Source organism: Syntrophus aciditrophicus SB (genome assembly GCF_000013405.1).
GTDB lineage: Bacteria > Desulfobacterota > Syntrophia > Syntrophales > Syntrophaceae > Syntrophus > Syntrophus aciditrophicus.
The window spans coordinates 2,691,874-2,710,575 of the sequence record NC_007759.1 but is presented as its reverse complement, the minus strand read 5'-3'; the positions used below and the strand labels follow the sequence as shown (position 1 = coordinate 2,710,575).

Sequence of the window (18,702 nt, the reverse complement as noted above, 5' to 3'; positions counted from 1 at the left end):
ATAAAAGGGAAGGCGGATGGGGTTGAAAAGGAAATCGAGGAGGAATCGTGTTTCAGATCGTCCGGAGCGGTGAGGTAAGTTTTCTGCAGGCTCCGAAACTGCTTGAGTTCAAATTTGTCACTCATGCCTTCTGTTCCCGCCGGGGCGGTGTCAGCCAGGGTGCTTTTGCATCGCTGAACATGACAGCCGGGCATGGGGACGCCAAAGAACGGGTCCGGAAAAACTGGCGAATCCTCAGCCGCTCCTTCGATATGCCGGAGAGATCCTTTTTCGTCATGAATCAGGTGCACAGCGACGAGGTTCTCGTCATCAGGGAAAATCCTCCGGGACAGCAAAGTGGAGGGATTCCCGCCGGTGACGCTTGTGTCACACAGCTTCCGGAAGTGGCCCTCTGCATTAAAACAGCGGACTGTGTGCCGGTTTTTCTTGTGGACGTCCATCAGCGGGTCATCGGAGCGGTCCACGCGGGCTGGGGAGGAACTGCTCTGCAGATTACAGCCAGGGTCGTTGACGTCATGGTTCGGGAGTTTCAATGCCGTCCCGCGGATATCCGTGCGGCCATCGGACCTTCCATCGGGCCTTGCTGTTATGAGGTGGACAGCCGGGTCTATCTGGCAATGCGCGATCACCATGGAGCGGAACATTTTTTTTCCCCTGCGGGCGCTCCGGGAAAGTGGACCCTGGATCTGCCCCTGGCCAACCGATATCAGCTCCTGGGAAGGGGGCTGGCGAACGACAATATTGAGTTGTCCGGTTTCTGTACCGTCTGCCGTCCCGATCTGTTCTTTTCGCACCGGCGGGATGCGGGGAAAACCGGTCGCCATGTGAACTTCATTCTGCTCAAAGGTAAAAAATCGCAAGATAAAATTCTTCTTGACATCACAAAGGGATTATAATAATGCAACGCTCTGAGAAAGGAATGTATTCAAACCCTTCCGCATGGATTATTTCCAGAGTTCAGAATAGCAATCTATTACATTAATCCAAGTTCCTCATTTTTCGTTCGTTGCAAATAAAGTTGCACTTTTCCCAAGAGAGATGTTTTGCCTGTGAAGTGTCGGCGCACTGCGGATCCTGTGGTGTACCCGTGTATGACACGTATTTCCCGGGGGTTATTTAAGGATAGACTATGAATATTGAAGAGATTAAAAGACAGCCCATTAACGAACTGGCTCATCTCGCGAAAGATCTGAATGTGCCGGGCGCGGGGGGAATGAGAAGGCAGGATCTGATTTTCGCGATTCTTCAGGCTCAGGCGGAGAAAAACGGGATGATCTCGGGGTCGGGCGTACTGGAGATTCTTCCCGATGGCTTTGGGTTCCTGAGGGCCGTGGATTACAATTATCTGCCCAGCCCCGATGATATCTACATTTCTCCTTCTCAAATCCGGCGGTTTAATCTCCGGACCGGGGACACGATTTCCGGGGAGGTCAGGCCACCGAAGGAAGGGGAAAAGTATTTCGCTCTCCTCAAAGTCGACACCATCAACTTTGAAGCTTCCGAACTGGCCCGCGATAAAATCCTGTTCGATAATCTCATTCCTGTTTATCCCCATGATAAACTGAACCTGGAAAGCAATCCGGAAAACTACTCGACACGGATCATGGATCTCTTCACACCCATCGGCAAGGGTCAGCGGGGGCTGATCGTTTCGCCTCCCCGGGCTGGCAAGACCGTTCTTCTTCAGGACATTGCCCACAGCATCACGGCAAATCATAAAGAGGTCATTCTCATGGTGCTGCTCATCGATGAGCGGCCGGAAGAAGTGACCGACATGCAGCGCAGCGTCAAGGGAGAAGTCGTTTCCTCCACCTTCGACGAGCCGGCAACCCGTCATGTCCAGGTTGCCGAGATGGTCATCGAGAAGGCGAAAAGGCTGGTCGAGCACAAACGGGATGTGGTCATCCTCCTGGACAGCATCACTCGGCTGGCCAGGGCGTACAACACCGTTGTACCTCCCAGCGGCAAGGTGCTGTCCGGCGGTGTGGATTCCAATGCGCTTCATAAACCGAAGCGTTTTTTCGGGGCTGCCCGGAACATCGAAAACGGCGGCAGTCTGACCATTATTTCCACGGCGCTGATCGACACCGGCAGCCGCATGGACGAGGTGATCTTCGAAGAATTTAAAGGGACGGGTAACATGGAACTTCATCTGGATCGACGGATAGCGGACCGGAGGGTTTTCCCCGCCTTCGATCTGATCCGTTCCGGGACCCGCAAAGAGGAGCTCCTCACCCCGAAGGAGAATCTCAACAGGATATGGATTCTGCGGAGAATTCTCCAGGAAATGAATCCGGTGGACGCCATGGAATTCATTATCGACAAGATGCGCAAGACCGAGACCAACCAGGCCTTTCTGGATTCCATGAATCAGTAGGTCGGCAGGGGCTGTTAAAAATCCTTGAATTTATAAGCGGGATGATTATAATCCCTCTCCAATCCGGCAGAGGCGTGGATCATTTGGAATAGAAGTAAAATCGCAAGAAACGGAGAAATGCTCTGTCCCGTTTCAGATTCGGATCAGAGGCTCCGGGCAGGACGGCCAGGCAGAGGCAATACTGGAGTTCGAAGCGGCACATCCAGGAGCCGCTTAAGAATCCAGCGCAGGAAGCGCCTGAATGTAGAATCGGAAATACAGTATAAAACCTGATCATACTATGAGGGAGGTTCGTAAAGGATCATGAAGGAAGGAATTCATCCTGAGTATAAAGAAACAACCATTACCTGCGTTTGCGGGAACGTGATTACAACCCGGTCAACAAAGCAGGACATCAAGGTGGAAATCTGTTCCCAGTGTCATCCGTTTATCACTGGAAAACAGAAGATCATCGACACCGCCGGCCGCGTGGAACGCTTCAATCAGAAATATGCCGGAGTCAACAATAAAAAAGCGTAGCCGTGACATTTCACCCTTCAGAAGCCGGAGCGTTTCCCGTTCCGGCTTCTGAAACATTACGGGAATGCGTCATGACGCCATCAGGTTTCCCCCCTTGGATAAAAAAGCCCGCCTCCTGATTTTTCTTGGATTTATCGAAAAATGACCTTCAAGGAGAGGCCGTTCATGCGAGAGATTGCTTCTGTACCGCAGGATGGCGTCCCGAATATATAAAAAGAAACGGAAATTATGTTTAGCAAGCTTAAAGAAGTGGAATCCCGCTATCTGGAACTGGAAAAACTTTTGAGTGACCCGACTGTCGTTACCAGGCAGAGCCTCTATCAGAAGTATGCGAAGGAACATGCGGATCTGCGCGATCTTGTCGAGGTTTTCCGGAAATATGAGAAAGTCGGCGCCGCCATAGAGGAAGCTCAGCAGCTGCTGCGTGGCGACGATGAGGAACTGAAGGAAATCGCCAGGGAAGAATTGCCGGAACTTCGTCAGCACTTGGCCGGGTTGGAAGAGAGACTGAAAGTGCTCCTGCTCCCCCGGGACCTCAACGATGATCGGAACGTGTTTCTGGAAATCCGCGCGGGAACGGGAGGCGACGAGGCCGGTTTGTTCGTGGGCGATCTCTTCCGTATGTATGCCCGTTACGCGGAAATGCGGCGGTGGAAGGTGGAAGTGATCAGCAGCACGCCATCCAGCGGCGTAGGGGGGTTCAAGGAAATCATTGCTTCGATTGCCGGGCAGGGCGCGTACAGTCAGTTGAAGTACGAGAGCGGGGTCCACAGGGTGCAGCGCGTGCCCGTGACCGAGGCCCAGGGAAGGATTCACACCTCGGCGGTCACCGTGGCGATCATGCCGGAGGCGGATGAAGTCGAGGTCACCATCGATCCCAATGATCTGCGCATCGACGTCTTTCATTCCAGCGGTCATGGAGGACAGAGTGTCAATACAACGGATTCGGCTGTGCGGATTACCCACCTCCCCACGGGGCTGGTGGTGAGCTGCCAGGACGAAAAGTCGCAGCTCAAGAATAAGGCCAAGGCACTGAAGGTTCTGCGTGCCCGTCTTCTGGACATTATGGTCAAAAAGCAGAGCGACGAGATATCGGAAGCCCGGAAGAGTCAGGTGGGGAGTGGCGATCGCAGCGAAAGAATACGGACGTACAACTTTCCTCAGGGCCGGGTGACGGATCATCGGGTGGGATTGACGCTTTACAGTCTGGAAAACATTCTGGGAGGAGACATCCAGGAGTTTATCGACGCCCTGACGGCTTATTTTCAGGCGGAGTCCCTGAAACAGCAGTCGACGGGTTGACCGTGCCGCGTCGGGTTCCATGCAAAGGGATACAACGGCAGCCTGGTGGTATAAGATACGTCTCGACCGGTCTTGATAAGATGACAATCGAACAACTGATCGAAAACACGGAAAAGGACTTCATGTCCCGAAATCTGGCGACGCCCCGCCTGGATGCGGAGGTTCTTCTGGCCTCTTTCCTGAAGAAAGACCGGACCTGGCTCTACACCCATCCCGGGCAGGACGTGAGCGCCCGGGAAATGGACGGGTTCAGCTTCTGGGTGGCGAGGCGGCAGAAGGGCGAACCCGTGGCTTATATTATCGGGCGGAAGGAATTCTGGTCCCTCGATTTCGCCGTGGACCCCCGGGTCCTGATTCCGCGTCCGGATACCGAGGTCCTGGTGGAGGAGGTCATTAAGGTGCTGGGAAGCGGCAGGGCGTCCCGGCCGGAGATTCTCGACCTGGGGACGGGGAGCGGAGCGATAGCCGTGGCTCTGGCCCATGAATGTCCCCATGCCCGGATTACGGCGACGGACATTTCCCGTAAGGCGCTTGCGGTGTCGGCCGGAAATGCCGAGCGGCATGGCGTGGCTTCCCGGATCACCTTCCTTGAAGGAAATCTCCTTGATCCGGTAATGGGAAAATTTGATGTCATCGTATCCAATCCGCCTTATATCGATTCCGGGGATTATGCCCGACTTTCCGCGGAAGTGAGAAACTTCGAACCCAGGGAGGCGCTCCTTGCCGGGGAGCAAGGCATGGATTTTTATTCGGCGATTATCCCGCAGGCAGCCTGCCGACTGAAACCGGGAGGATGGCTTCTGCTGGAAATCGGCGACAGCCAGAAGGAAAACCTCAACCGCCTGTTCCAGCAATCCGACGCGTATCAGGATCTTGCGTTCCGGAAGGATTATGCCGGGCGTTGGCGGGTTGTGAAGGCGAAAATAAGAGAGGAAGAGAGTGGATAAAATCGTCATCGAAGGGGGAAAACCCCTCCGGGGTGAGGTGAAGATCAGCGGCGCCAAAAACGCCGCACTGCCCATCATGGCATCAGCACTCCTGACGGAGGGTTGGAATACCTTTCACAACATACCGGATCTTATGGATATCAGGACCACGAGGAAGCTCCTCCAGAGTCTCGGTGTGGTCATTGAAGGAACGTCGGGAACCATCCGTCTCAATGCCGGCGAGATTTCGAATATCGAGGCTTCCTATGACCTCGTGAAAACGATGCGGGCGTCCATCCTCGTTCTGGGGCCTCTTGTGGCCCGGCTCGGGATTGCCCGAGTATCTCTTCCCGGCGGCTGCGCCATCGGCGCCCGCCCCGTCAACCTTCATATAAAGGCCCTGCAGGAAATGGGGGCGGAGGTGATTCTGAAGGAAGGCTACGTGGAGGCCAGAGCGAAGCGGTTGAAAGGAGCGAACCTGTACTTTGACATGCCAACGGTCGGTGGAACGGAAAACATCATGATGGCCGCCGCCCTGGCTGATGGGGTGACCCTTCTGAAGAACGCAGCCAGAGAGCCGGAGATCGTCAATCTCGCCGAAGTGTTGAACGGCATGGGAGCAAAAGTTTCGGGCGCCGGCACGGATGTGATTCGCGTGGAAGGGGTGGAGCGCCTCCATCCCGTTGAAGCCGACATCATTCCCGACCGGATTGAAGCGGGCACCTACATGATCGCTGCGGGAGTCACAGGCGGAGACATCCGGGTCCTGGGCTGCTGCCTGTCCCACCTCGATGCGCTCATCGAGAAACTGATCGACGCAGGCATGACCATCGAGCCCTTCGATGGAGGGCTGCGGGCGGCAGGCACCGGAACGATCCGGAGCGTGGACATTACAACCCTGCCTCACCCGGGTTTCCCGACGGACCTGCAGGCGCAGATGATGTCCATGATGGCCGTGGCCGAAGGGCTGAGCGTAATGACGGAAACGGTGTTTGAAAATCGATTCATGCATGTGGGCGAACTGATGCGCATGGGCGCCGACATCCAGATTCAGGGGAACAGCGCGATCGTCAAAGGCGTGGGCGCCCTCAAGGGCGCTCCGGTCATGGCCACGGATCTCAGGGCGTCGGCATCCCTTGTACTGGCAGGTCTGGCGGCCCGCGGGACAACGGAGTTGTCGCGCGTTTATCATCTTGACCGGGGTTATGAGGAACTGGAAAAGAAATTTTCGGCACTGGGCGCCGAAATTCGAAGAATATCGGAGTGATCATGAGGATTGCACGAACGACGGATTCTGACTTTGAAGCATTGTATCAGCGGATTACCCAGCGGGGGCGTGTTTTTGACGAAGATCTCTGGAAAGTGGTCGAAAAGATCGTCGACGACGTGGCCCGGAAAGGGGATGAAGCCCTCTTTGACTACACGCAGCGGCTGGACGGTTATGCCCTGACGGCAGAGACGGTTGCCGTATCCGGGAAAGAACTGGAAGAGGCGGCCTCTCGGGTGGAGGCCTCGGATCTGGCTATTATGCGGCAGGCGGCACAGCGGATCGAAGCCTTCCATCGCCATCAGATCGCCGAAAACTGGACCGTATCCGATGAGCCCGGCATCATCCTCGGTCAGCGGATCGTTCCTCTGGAACGGGTGGGAATCTATGCGCCGGGAGGGCTGGCCTCCTATCCCTCGACCGTCCTGATGGCGGCAGTTCCGGCGAAGATTGCCGGCGTTGGGGAGATTATCCTGGTCAATCCTTCCCGGGGAGGGCAGATCCATCCGCTGATTGCCGCCACTGCGAAGTTGTGCGGCATCAGCCGCATCTTCAAGATCGGAGGAGCCCAGGCCGTTGCGGCGCTGGCCTACGGTACGGAAACGATTCCCAGGGTGGACAAGATTGTCGGTCCGGGAAATGCCTACGTGGCAGCAGCCAAAAAGATGGTTTTCGGACAGGTTTCCATCGATATGATCGCCGGACCCAGTGAAATCCTGATTATTGCAGATCAAACGGCGCAGCCTGCCTTTGTGGCCGCCGATCTTCTGTCCCAGGCGGAGCATGATGAAATGGCCAGTGCCGTCCTGGTGACGCCCGATGAGGTTCTGGCCCGGGAGGTGTCGGTCGAGCTGAAGCGCCAACTGGAGCGCCTTCCCCGACGCACGATTGCCGAGCGATCCCTTGAGGCCTTCGGAGCCATACTGGTCACGGATAACCTGGAAGGGGCCGTGACCGTGGCCAACCGCTTCGCTCCGGAGCATCTCGAATTGATTGTTGAAGATCCCTGGAAGCTTCTTGAAGGCATAAAACACGCCGGTGCGGTTTTTCTCGGTCATTACACTCCGGAGGCTATCGGCGACTATATTGCCGGTCCCAACCATGTGCTTCCCACGGGAGGAACGGCGCGTTTTTCCTCGGCCCTGGGAGTTTATGACTTCGTGAAGCGGATCAGCGTGGTTTGCTTCAGCAGGGACGTTCTGGAGGACTATGGGCCCAAGGCGGCACGCTTTGCACGTCTCGAGGGCCTGGATGCTCACGGAAATTCAATTTCCCTGAGATTGGCAGGAAAAAATTCTTGACAAAAACATCCACTTGAATAAGATAAACACGCTTTTTCCAATATTTTGCAGGCGGGCGTAATTCAGCGGTAGAATGTCAGCTTCCCAAGCTGGACGTCGTGGGTTCGAGTCCCATCGCCCGCTCCAAGTTTCCACTGAATCTTTTGGAAAGAGCAGGATTTATCTGTTGCAGTGTCGTTGTTTTCGTGTTACGAACCTCGCAAATCGCTGATGAATCTTGGTGAGTGGGCTGTTGCCCACTTTTTTGTTTTATAAGCTCAAGAAGGCCGGAACTACGATTGGGGGAGCGCAGGGGGGAACCTTTTCAGCCGGTTTGTTTCTCTTGCGGGTTCCCGTGGTTTTCGAGAGAAAAACGTATCAATTGAGCGCATGGTCAACGAATTCGTAAAAAAACTCCGGGAAGACATCTGGCAACTGGCTGAACCGGTGATCGCATCTGAAGGCCTCGAACTCGTCGAAGTCGAATGTCTCCGGATGAAGACCCGCTGGCTGGTGAGGATTTACATGGATCGGGAAGGCGGGGTCACACTGGATGACTGCTCGGAAATCAGCAATCAGCTCGGTGATGTTCTGGATGTTCATGATCTGCCTCCGGATCCGTATACGCTGGAGGTGTCTTCGCCAGGCCTGGACCGGCCCCTTGTCCGGGACAAGGATTTTGTCAGGTATCAGGGGTGTGAAGTGAGCATCCGGCTGGAACAGAAAGTGGACGGAATACGCAATTTCCGGGGCAGGCTCCTTGAATATGTCGAGGAAGACGGCCGGAAAATACTCGTGATTGAGATGGCTTCCAAGCTTTATCGTATTCCGAGAGATCTGATTGTCAAGGCGAATCTGGTCTACCGATTCTGATGGAGTGGATTTCGCAAAGGTGACCGCAATAAAGCGTTCTGAATATAGAAGTGGAGGAAAATTAAATGGTTCCAGAACTTAAACGTCTGATCGAACAGATGGGTAAGGATAGAGGTCTGGATAAAAGTGTCATTATTGAGGCCCTTGAAACGGCGATGTTGACGGCTGCACGCAAAAAGCTCGGGGCTCATGTGGATATCGAAGCCCATTATAACGATGAGCTTGGTGAAATCGAGGTATTCCAGTTTAAAACGGTGGTCGAAAAGGTCGTTGATCCGGACATGCAGATTTCCATCGAGGCGGCGCACCGGGATCTCGATGAGGAGGCTGAACCGGGAGACAGTCTCGGTATGAAGATCGATGCAAGCACGTTCGGCCGCATCGCCGTTCAGACCGCTAAACAGATCATCGTTCAAAGGGTGAAGGACGCCGAGCGGGACAATGTTTACGATGAATACAAGGATCGCAAGGGCGAACTGGTCAACGGATTTGTGCAGCGTTTCGAAGCGGGGAGCATTATCGTCAATCTGGGCCGGGCGGAAGGTGTGATTCCCGTATCCGAGCAGATTCACCGGGAGGTTTACAAGCGGGGGGATCGCATTCGCAGTTACATCTGCGAAGTGAAGAAGGTTTCCAAAGGACCGCAGATCATTCTTTCCCGGACCCATCCCAATTTCCTGAAGGCCCTCTTTGAAGTGGAAGTTCCCGAGATTGCCGAGGGATTGATCGAAGTCCTCGGTGTCGCCCGGGAGCCGGGCAAGCGGGCCAAGATTGCCGTCAGGACAAAGGACAAGGACATTGATCCCGTCGGCGCGTGTGTCGGTATGCGCGGGGCGCGTGTCCAGAGCGTCGTTCAGGAACTGCGGGGAGAAAAAATCGATATCATTCCCTATTCCGAAGATCCTTCGCAGTATGTGATCAGTGCCCTTTCCCCGGCGAAGGTGAGTCACGTTACCGTTTACGAGAATGAGCATGCCATGGAAGTGGTTGTTCCAGATGATCAGTTGTCCCTGGCGATTGGGAAGAACGGGCAGAATGTCCGTCTGGCCGTGAAACTGACCGGTTGGAAAATTGATGTCAAAAGCGAATCTGTGGATGCCGGAAGTGAAAATGCCGATTACAGAACCCTGCTGAAGATTCCCGGAATGGAAGAGGCGATGGCGGAACGGCTTTTCAATAAGGGGCTCAAAAGTGTAGCTATGGTCGCCGCGGCGGATCCGGAGATGCTGTCGGCTATCCCCGGGGTTGAAGAAAGGACCGCGACGCTCTGGATCGAAGAGGCCGGCAGAATTATCGATGAGGAGGACGCGGCCTCAAAGACGATGTAAGCTCCATCCTGGATCAGACAGGATATCAGGGCGGCAGGGCAGAGGCGACGAGGGCATACAGAGGAAATAAGTCAGGGAGCCGGTGAAGAAGGTGCTCTGACAGGAAAAAAAGAGCAGGAAATCCGGATGGGAACAAGAACATCTGCGGGGTAAAATTAGAAGCGTTGGGGGGGTCAAGCATGTCAAAAAAAAGGGTTTACGAGTTGGCGCGGGAGTTGGGTATCGACAACAAGGAGCTTATCTCTCGGCTGGAAAAACTCGGCATAGCCGTGAAGTCCCACTCGGGAACGCTGGAAGACAGTGAAGTGGACCGTGTCACGAAAGAATTTCATGCCCGGGGTTCCAGGGAGATGGTTGAACAGCGGATCAAGACCACGGTTATTCGACGGAGGGCTGTCCGCGTTCCTGAAAAGGAAGCTGTCCTGGAGAAGGTCCCTGTAGAAATGGAAAAAGAGATGGGAAAAGCCCTCCCGGAAGAGGTTCCTGAGAAGATCGCTCCTTCCAGGGAAACACCGCCTGCCAAGGTGGTCAAACCTCGGCCAGTTGTTCCTGAAAAGAAAATTCCTGCCGCAGGTGAAAAACCCCTGGCTCCTCCGGAAAAACCTGCTGAACCGGTTGCCCCGCCGATTGCTGAAATTCTCAAACAGGAAAAAATTCAACCTCCTGAAAAATTTGCAGAAGAACCCTTAAAAAAACCAGCTGTCATTGAACCCGAAAAAGCCGCGGCCGCGCCGAAGGCTGTCCCCGGCGAAGCGAAGCCGCTTCCCAGGACGGAGAGGGTACAAGAGCAAGGCAAACCTGTTCCCGGCAGAAAAGAAGGGAGAACGCCGGTATCCCGACGTCCTGCAGAAACAAGATTCCCCGCAAAGCCGGCGCCGCAACCCGAAATGGCCAGAAAACAGGTCGTCGCGGCCGCACCAGGCCGTGCCGTTCCCCAGGAAAAAGGCGCGCCTAAAACCGAGGCGGAAAAGCCCAGGAAAAAGATAAAGCTCCCGGATGAAACGAGAAAGGGAGAGCAGATTCCTGCCAGAAAAAAGACGGTTCTCAAAAAGGGTCCTGAAAAGACGGATTTTCGCGGTACTTTAGAAGAAGAAATCATCGAACGTGCAGTCAGACCGCCTCGCTGGAAGGAAGAGAAAAAAGCGGCACCCGTCAAGATGAAGAAAACGGAGATTACCGTTCCCAAAGCGATCAAGAGAAGAATACGGGTTGGTGAAGCCATTACCGTTGGAGATCTGGCCAAAAAGATGGGAGTCAAGGCCGGAGAGGTCATCAACAAACTCATGCGGATGGGATTGATGGCGACCATAAATCAATCGATTGATTTCGATGCCGCGTCGCTCATCGCAACGGAATTCGAGTATCAGGTTGAGCCGGCGGGAATGGAGTACGACGAATCCATGTTCAAAGTCGAATCTTCCGTTGAAAATCTGAAGCCCCGGGCTCCCGTGGTTACGATTATGGGACACGTGGATCACGGCAAAACCTCTCTGCTGGATGCAATCCGTAAAACACGGGTCACGGAAGGAGAAGCGGGGGGAATAACCCAGGCCATCGGGGCCTACCGTGTCAATCTCAAGGGACGGGAAATTGTGTTTCTCGACACGCCGGGGCATGAAGCTTTTACCGCCATGCGGGCTCGAGGCGCGCAGGTCACGGATATCGTGGTGCTCGTTGTAGCGGCGGACGACGGGGTGATGGATCAGACCGTGGAGGCTATCAACCACTCTAAAATCGCCGGAGTGCCCATTATCGTGGCCATCAATAAAATCGACAAGCCGGAGGCCGATCCGGGGCGTATCAAACAGGCGCTTACGGAGTACGAGCTTGTCCCGGAAGAATGGGGTGGAGACACCATCTTCAGCGAGGTGTCGGCAAAGCAGAAAATCGGCATCGAGGAGCTTCTGGAACTGATTCTACTGCAGGCGGATGTTCTGGAACTGAAGGCCGATCCCGATCGTCCCGCCCGGGGCGTGGTCATTGAAGCCCGGCTGGATCGAGGACGCGGGCCGGTGGCGACGGTGTTGATACAGGAAGGCACCCTTCATGAGGGCGATGCCTTTGTCAGTAAAACAGAATATGGGCGTGTCCGCGCCATGAATGACGATCAGGGGCGACGGATCAAGGAAGCCGGACCGGCCACCCCTGTGGAGGTCATCGGCTTCTCCCGGGTGCCCCAGGCCAGTGCGGAATTCAATGCCGTCGAGGATGAAAAGAAGGCCCGCAGCATCGGGGATTACTGGATGCGGAAGGAAAGGGAGAAAGAACTTTCCGCCACCTCCAAGATCACCCTGGAACAGTTGTATGAAAAAATGAAGGAAGGCGTGAAAGAACTCAACGTGATCCTCCGGGCGGATGTGCAGGGATCGCTGGAAGCCCTGTCGGACGCCCTCACCAAGCTGAGCACCGACGATATCAAGTTGAAGGTGATTCATGGCTCCACGGGAGCGATTACGGAAACGGATGTCATGCTGGCATCGGCATCCAACGCCATCATCATCGGTTTCAATGTGCGGCCCGATGCCCGGGTGGCGGAAATCGCGGAAGCTGAGGGTGTTGACATCAAACTCTATGATATCATTTACAATGTAATTGCCGATGTTCGGGCGGCCATGGAAGGACTGCTTGAACCGGAATATCGGGAAGTGGTTCTGGGACGGGCTGAAGTGAGGGATCTGTTCCGTGTTCCCAAGGTGGGGACCGTTGCGGGCAGCTTCGTAATCGACGGGAAAGTGACTCGGAAAGCCAATGTCAAACTTGTGCGGGACGGGGTGGTCGTCTTCGATGGAAAGATCGGCTCCCTGAAGCGCTTCAAGGATGATGTCAAGGAAGTGTTGTCCGGTTTTGAGTGCGGGATCGGCATTGAAGGCTTCAACGATCTCCGGATGGGCGATATGATCGAGGCCTACATCAACGAGAAAGTAGAGCGTAAACTGTAAGGATGCGATGGTCATCGGGTCGGGGCTGATTGAACTCTGGATTGCAGAGAGCCGGTCTCTGAAGGAAAAAAGAGGGGTTCTGAAGCGAATTCTTCAGCGAACCCGGAATACCTTCAATGTTTCCATCGCGGAGGTCGGTGAAAATGACTCCTGGAAACGGGCAAAAGTCGGATTCTGCATCGTGGGCAACGATTCCCGCTATGTAAATGGGAAGGTCGATCATATTCTTTCTTTCATCGATGATCTCCAACTGGCCGAGGTGTTGAACAGCAGGATTGAAATTGTGACCATCTCGGATGCCATGCCTCATTTTGAAGACCGAAGCGGGAAATATGATCACGATTAGCGCTCTGCCTGTTTCCATCACAGGAAGTGCTGGATTGTTGTCAAAGCAAACATATCTGAACAAGAATATGAGGATGGAAAATCCATCCGCAGGGAATAGCAATGACGCAGTTTAAGAGGGCGGATCGGGTGGCCGATCTTGTGAAAATGGAGATTGCGGATATCCTGCTGCGACGGATTCGCGATCCCCGGGTCAGCAGGCTGACGGTCACCGGTGTCAAGGTGAGCGATGACCTGCGCACCGCCAGGATTTTCTTCGTGGAGATGGGTGAGGATTCCTGCCATCCCGAGACCCTGGAAGGTTTGCAGAAAGCCGGCGGCTTTATCAGGAAGGAACTTGGAAAGCGATTGAAACTGCGCTATGTGCCGGATCTCATTTTCAAGCCCGATTCCTCCTTTGCCTACGGAAGCCGAATAGATCAGCTCATCAACGAGATTCACAGGGAAGAAGAGAATGATGGATCGGATACTTGAGATCATAGAGCGCAACCGGAGCTTTCTCATTACTTCCCATGAAAGGCTGGACGGCGACGCTTTGGGAACGGAACTGGCTCTTTATGCCTGGCTTTGTCAACAGGGGAAAATGGCGGATATTTACAATCAGGATGCAACTCCGGAGAATTACCAGTTTCTGCCGGGAAGTGAAGTCATTCTCAATGAGCTTCCCGCAGTCGGTCGCTATGATGCGGCATTTATCGTGGATTGCAGCGATCTGAGCCGGGTGGGCAGGGGTTATGAAAAGATAGCCGACATCGGGACGCTCGTCAATATCGATCACCACATATCGAACACAAGGTTCTGCGAGGTTTCCTTCGTCGATCCCCGGGCGAGTTCCGCGGGGGAATTACTTTATCGATTGATCACCCGGAAGGGGAATCCTGTTTCCAGAGATATCGCAACCAATCTGTATGCGGCCCTTTTGACCGATACAGGGGGATTTCATTATGGAAGCACAGGCAGGGAAACATTGATCGCCGCCGGGAATCTCGTTGGCTGGGGCGCGAATCCCCAGGAAATATCGGAAAAAATCTACGAGAACAATCCGCTGGCCAAAATCCGTCTGCTGGCCAGAGCGCTGGAAACGCTTGCCTTCGATCTTGACGGGCGGGTCGGGTTCATGGTGGTCTGGCGGAGCGTTCTGCAGGCTGTTGGCGCCATCCCGGATTACACCGAGGGGTTCGTCGACCTTCCCCGATCGATTTCAGGGGTGGAGGTTTCCGCCCTCTTCAGTGAACAGGAAGATGGGGGCTTCAAGGTCAGCTTCCGTTCCAAAGGGAAAGTCGATGTGGAGCGTGTGGCCCGTGCCTTTGACGGCGGGGGGCACAGAAATGCGTCGGCCTGCCGGATACGGGGAGACTTCGAGACCGTCAAGCGCAGGGTTCTGGACGTGATACAGGACGGTTTTTGAGTGGATGGACGGTATCCTGATCCTTGATAAATCGCCGGGAAAGACCTCTCAAAAAGTGGTTCAGGAGGTCAAGAGGATTCTGGGGGTCCGGAAAGCCGGACATGCCGGCACCCTCGATCCGCTGGCCACGGGAGTGCTTCCCCTCTGCCTGAATGAGGCGACCAAGCTGGTCCAGTTTCTTTCTCTGGATGACAAGGAATACCGGGCTACGATGCTGTTGGGCGTAACGACGGAAACGATGGATATCGAGGGGCGGATTACGGACCGCCGGGAACCGGAAGTCGATGAGGTCCGGATTCGCGAGGCCCTGCAATTCTTTACCGGTCCAATCAGCCAGGAACCGCCCCGCTATTCGGCCGTCAAGTTCAAGGGGAGGCCGCTTTACTCCTGGGCGAGGAAAGGGGTCGACATTGCCCTGCCTCCGCGGACCGTCCAGGTTTATTCTTCCATACTGGAGGAGATTGCGCTTCCCTACGTCACCTTCAGGGTGGCCTGTTCAAAGGGGACCTATATTCGCACTCTCTGCGCCGATCTCGGAGAGCGCCTGGGCTGCGGGGCCTGCATGTCGGTGCTGCGCAGGCTGCGCTGTGGCTGTTTTACCCTGGAGACGGCGGTATCTCTTGAGGATATCGCGGACGGAAAAGGTAGAGAGACGCTTTTGTCCAGAGTAATTCCCCTGAGTGACGGTTTGCGGAATGTGGCGGCCATCGAGATCAGTGAGGAACTTTCAGGCAGGATTCGAGACGGCTTCCAGCCCGATGGAAGCACTCTGCGGGAGTATCATATTCCTTCCCTTGCGGATGGAGATATGGTAAAGTTCCTCACCTCGAGCGGCGGACTGGTGGCTGTGGCCAGATTCCTGTATGCATCGGACCAGTTGGCAGTGAGTGACATGGGGCAGCCCGCCGTCAGGATTTTGAGGGTTTTTCACGACAGAGCCTGAAAATAAAAGCCGGGTGCAACGTCGATTTCATAGATCAAATTGTTTAGGAGGATAGAAAATCGTGTTAAGTTCTGATCAAAGAGGGAGCATTATTGAAAATTATCAGTTGCATGAGAAGGATACGGGGTCCCCGGAAGTCCAGATCGCGCTTCTGAGTGCAAGGATTGAATACCTGACGGATCATTTCAAGGTCCATAAAAAAGACCATCATTCCCGAAGGGGGCTGTTGAAACTGGTCGGTCAGCGAAGGCGGCTTCTGGATTATCTGAAAAATAAGAATATCGAACGGTATCGACAGGTCATTCAGCGTCTTGGCTTGAGAAAATAAATTTCACCTTCGGGTGGGGCATCAGTTTGGAGTAAGCGGTAAAGCCTGAGGTATAAGGCAGAGGGTGTTCACCGTTTATCGTATTTTTCCGGCTTTACACCTCCGGCTTTACTCCTTACTCCCTGACCGGCAGTGCCCCGACCCGGGAAATCGCCTGAGGCTGGTGATGGGCGAGCCCGGCTGCTTCCTCTGCATGATTTCTCCCTTCCCCTGAAGGGCGGATGCTTGATGAGGCTGCGTACCTGGGTTTTCCCGTATCCGGATATCGGGTCAAAAGAGAGGATGTAATAAAAATGAGTACAATATTCAGTGCGGAGTTTGCCGGAAGGAATATATCCATCAAGACAGGGTATGTTGCTGGTCAGGCAGATGGCGCGGTTATGGTGATTTATGGGGATACCGTTGTCATGGTGACGGCGGTTTCTCTGAAGACGGCCCGGGAGGGTGTGGATTTTCTGCCTTTGACGGTGGATTATCAGGAAATGACTTATGCCGCGGGCAAAATCCCCGGCGGGTTTTTCAAGCGGGAAGGACGACCGAATGAACGCGAGATTCTGACATCGCGGGTCATCGATCGTTCCATCCGTCCTTTGTTCCCCAAGGGGTACTGCTATGAAACCCAACTCGTGGCCACCGTACTGTCCGTAGACAGTGAGAATGATTCCGATGTTGCCGCCCTTCTGGCCGCATCGGCGGCTCTCGAGATCTCCGACATTCCGTTCAAGGGGCCGATTGTCGGCGTCCGGGTCGGGCGGGTTGACGGTCAATTCATCTGCAATCCCTCGAAATTAGAGCAGGAAAAAGGAGATCTGAATCTTTATCTTGTCGGCAGGAAAGTGGTTCCGGGGACGGAAGGCAGGCCCTATGATGTCAACCTCGTCATGCTGGAGGGAGAAGCTCAGCAGGTCGAGGAAGAACACGTCATCGCCGGGATCGACTTCGGTCTGGAATGCATGCGTCCCGTTATCGAATTGCAGGACCAGCTCCGCTCGGCCCTTGGGAAACCCAAACGGGAGTTCGAGGCCGTTGAAATTGACGACGCTCTGCTGGCGGAGGTTTCGGAAAAGGCGGCGGTCAGGATGCGCGAGGCGTACCGGATGTCGAGAAAACTGGATCGGCATGCCGCCCTCGACGAGATCCGCAATTCCGTTCTCAAGGCCGTCACGGCTGATGAAGCCGGACTGCGTCTCCGGACGGCGGCGGCATTGGAAGCTTTGGAAAAGCGCATTGTCCGGGATGTGATTCTGAAAGAAAAACAGCGGATCGATGGACGATCCTATGCGGAGATACGCGCCATCAGCGCGGAAGTGGGGATCCTTCCCCGGGCGCACGGTTCCGCCCTTTTCAATCGCGGGGAAACCCAGTCTCTTGCCGCTCTCGCCCTGGGAACGTCATCGGACGAACAGCGGCTGGACTATGTTGCGGGTGAAGAGACGCGTTCCTTCATTCTTCACTACAATTTTCCTCCCTACTGCGTCGGTGAAGCCAGGCCGTTGCGAAGCCCTGGCCGCCGGGAAATCGGGCATGGCAATCTGGCCAGAAAAGCCCTGATGCCGGTGATTCCTTCTCCGGAAGAATTTCCCTATACAATCCGAATTGTTTCCGAGATCCTTTCCTCGAACGGTTCCTCATCCATGGCCACGGTCTGCGGAGGCCTCCTCTGTCTCATGGATGGCGGCGTTCCGGTCAAGGGGGTGGTGGCGGGGATTGCCATGGGCCTTCTGAAAGAGGGTGAGCAGGTGGTGATTCTGTCCGACATCCTTGGTGATGAAGATCATGCCGGGGATATGGATTTCAAGGTCTGCGGAACCAGTAAGGGTATTACCGCCATGCAGATGGATATCAAGATAGACGGGATTAATGAGGATATTCTCCGCAAGGCGCTCGCGCAGGCCAGAGAAGGGAGGCTGTTTATCATCGACAAGATTCTGGCTACGATTTCCGAACCCAGGAAGGAATTGTCTATTTACGCTCCCCGGATCACTACGGTGAAAGTCAAACCGGAAAAGGTGCGCGCCGTGATCGGTACCGGCGGCAAGAATATCCGCCAGATCGTCAGCGAGACCGGTGTAACCATTGACGTGGAAGATGACGGCACGGTGACGATTGCGTCCAGCGATATGGAGGCGTCCGCTCGGGCGATTGCCATGGTCCGCTGGTTGACGGAAGACGCCGAAGTGGGCAAAATCTATCGGGGAACCGTCAAGAAGGTCGTTGATTTCGGGGCGTTTGTGGAGATCCTGCCCGGAACCGAGGGGCTGCTTCACATCTCGCAGCTGGCCAAAGAGCGGGTCAACAAGGTGACGGATATCGTCAATGAAGGCGATGAAGTCATCGTGAAGGTCCTTGAAGTGGACAAGCAGGGTAAAATTCGATTGAGTCGAAAGGAAGCCCTGGGTTCCGACATTTAATGACCGGGATCCGGATTTCCGTCCAGACGCTGCCCCACTTTGAAGGGCTTTCGCTGCCGCGGTATATGAGCGAACATGCCGCGGGAATGGATATTTGCGCGGCCGTGGCGGATGAGGTGGTCATCCTGCCCGGGGAAAGGGCGCTGATCCCCACGGGCATTGCCATCGCGCTGCCTGAAGGATTCGAAGCCCAGATCCGGCCCCGCAGCGGTCTGGCATTGAAGCACGGCGTGACGCTGGTCAACGCGCCCGGCACCATTGACGCGGATTACCGGGGGGAGATAGGCGTTCTTCTGATCAATCACGGCAATGACCCTTTCGTGGTTGCCAGAGGAAGCCGGGTTGCGCAGATGGTTATCGCCCCCGTCTGTCGGGTTGCATGGTCTGAATCCGGCAGTCTGGAGACCACGACGCGGGGGGATGGAGGATTCGGTCATACGGATGAATCCTGAGGTT

17 protein-coding genes and 1 tRNA gene are annotated in these 18,702 nt (G+C 54.9%); all 18 read left to right on the top strand.

Translation table 11 applies throughout. From position 1 onward, the window contains the following. Window positions 1–47: 47 nt before the first annotated feature. Window positions 48–896 (top strand): peptidoglycan editing factor PgeF, encoded by an 849-nt coding sequence (gene pgeF, locus SYN_RS12715; RefSeq protein ID WP_011418583.1) that lies wholly within the window; start codon window positions 48–50, stop codon window positions 894–896. Window positions 897–1,129: 233 nt separating this feature from the next. After that, on the top strand, window positions 1,130–2,377 hold the full coding sequence (gene rho, locus SYN_RS12710; RefSeq protein WP_011418582.1) for a transcription termination factor Rho: 1,248 nt from the start codon (window positions 1,130–1,132) through the stop codon (window positions 2,375–2,377). A 303-nt stretch (window positions 2,378–2,680) separates the two neighbouring features. Continuing rightward, window positions 2,681–2,896 carry a 50S ribosomal protein L31 gene (gene rpmE / locus SYN_RS12705; protein ID WP_011418581.1) on the top strand — a complete coding sequence of 72 codons (216 nt, stop codon included), beginning with the start codon at window positions 2,681–2,683 and terminating at the stop codon, window positions 2,894–2,896. Between the two features lie 228 nt (window positions 2,897–3,124). After that, window positions 3,125–4,198 (top strand): peptide chain release factor 1, encoded by a 1,074-nt coding sequence (gene prfA / locus SYN_RS12700; protein ID WP_011418580.1) that lies wholly within the window; start codon window positions 3,125–3,127, stop codon window positions 4,196–4,198. An 80-nt stretch (window positions 4,199–4,278) separates the two neighbouring features. Next, window positions 4,279–5,145 (top strand): peptide chain release factor N(5)-glutamine methyltransferase, encoded by an 867-nt coding sequence (gene prmC, locus SYN_RS12695; protein ID WP_041585108.1) that lies wholly within the window; start codon window positions 4,279–4,281, stop codon window positions 5,143–5,145. After that, window positions 5,138–6,391, top strand: a complete 1,254-nt coding sequence (gene murA / locus SYN_RS12690) for a UDP-N-acetylglucosamine 1-carboxyvinyltransferase (RefSeq protein ID WP_011418578.1) — start codon at window positions 5,138–5,140, stop codon at window positions 6,389–6,391. The genes prmC and murA overlap by 8 nt, the downstream gene beginning before the upstream one ends. Before the next feature lie 2 nt (window positions 6,392–6,393). Next, window positions 6,394–7,692 carry a histidinol dehydrogenase gene (gene hisD, locus SYN_RS12685; RefSeq protein ID WP_041585740.1) on the top strand — a complete coding sequence of 433 codons (1,299 nt, stop codon included), beginning with the start codon at window positions 6,394–6,396 and terminating at the stop codon, window positions 7,690–7,692. Window positions 7,693–7,743: 51 nt separating this feature from the next. Continuing rightward, window positions 7,744–7,818: transfer RNA gene (locus SYN_RS12680), tRNA-Gly, on the top strand. 243 nt (window positions 7,819–8,061) lie between these two features. Beyond that, entirely contained in the window at window positions 8,062–8,544 is a 483-nt protein-coding gene (gene rimP / locus SYN_RS12675) for a ribosome maturation factor RimP (protein ID WP_011418576.1), read from the top strand. 65 nt (window positions 8,545–8,609) lie between these two features. Next, a complete protein-coding gene (gene nusA / locus SYN_RS12670) occupies window positions 8,610–9,872 on the top strand; it encodes a transcription termination factor NusA (RefSeq protein ID WP_011418575.1) in 1,263 nt (420 codons plus the stop codon). 179 nt (window positions 9,873–10,051) lie between these two features. After that, a complete protein-coding gene (infB, locus tag SYN_RS12665; protein ID WP_041585107.1) occupies window positions 10,052–12,811 on the top strand; it encodes a translation initiation factor IF-2 in 2,760 nt (919 codons plus the stop codon). 7 nt (window positions 12,812–12,818) lie between these two features. Then, entirely contained in the window at window positions 12,819–13,157 is a 339-nt protein-coding gene (locus SYN_RS12660) for a DUF503 domain-containing protein (protein WP_011418573.1), read from the top strand. 101 nt (window positions 13,158–13,258) lie between these two features. Then, on the top strand, window positions 13,259–13,630 hold the full coding sequence (rbfA, locus tag SYN_RS12655; RefSeq protein ID WP_011418572.1) for a 30S ribosome-binding factor RbfA: 372 nt from the start codon (window positions 13,259–13,261) through the stop codon (window positions 13,628–13,630). After that, window positions 13,611–14,564 carry a DHH family phosphoesterase gene (locus SYN_RS12650; protein ID WP_011418571.1) on the top strand — a complete coding sequence of 318 codons (954 nt, stop codon included), beginning with the start codon at window positions 13,611–13,613 and terminating at the stop codon, window positions 14,562–14,564. The genes rbfA and SYN_RS12650 overlap by 20 nt, the downstream gene beginning before the upstream one ends. A gap of 4 nt (window positions 14,565–14,568) precedes the next feature. After that, window positions 14,569–15,507, top strand: coding sequence for a tRNA pseudouridine(55) synthase TruB (gene truB / locus SYN_RS12645; RefSeq protein ID WP_011418570.1), 939 nt, complete (start codon window positions 14,569–14,571; stop codon window positions 15,505–15,507). A gap of 61 nt (window positions 15,508–15,568) precedes the next feature. After that, a complete protein-coding gene (rpsO, locus tag SYN_RS12640; RefSeq protein ID WP_011418569.1) occupies window positions 15,569–15,835 on the top strand; it encodes a 30S ribosomal protein S15 in 267 nt (88 codons plus the stop codon). 293 nt (window positions 15,836–16,128) lie between these two features. Then, a complete protein-coding gene (locus SYN_RS12635) occupies window positions 16,129–18,246 on the top strand; it encodes a polyribonucleotide nucleotidyltransferase (protein WP_011418567.1) in 2,118 nt (705 codons plus the stop codon). Continuing rightward, window positions 18,246–18,698 (top strand): dUTP diphosphatase, encoded by a 453-nt coding sequence (gene dut / locus SYN_RS12630; RefSeq protein WP_011418566.1) that lies wholly within the window; start codon window positions 18,246–18,248, stop codon window positions 18,696–18,698. The genes SYN_RS12635 and dut overlap by 1 nt, the downstream gene beginning before the upstream one ends. Window positions 18,699–18,702 lie beyond the last annotated feature (4 nt).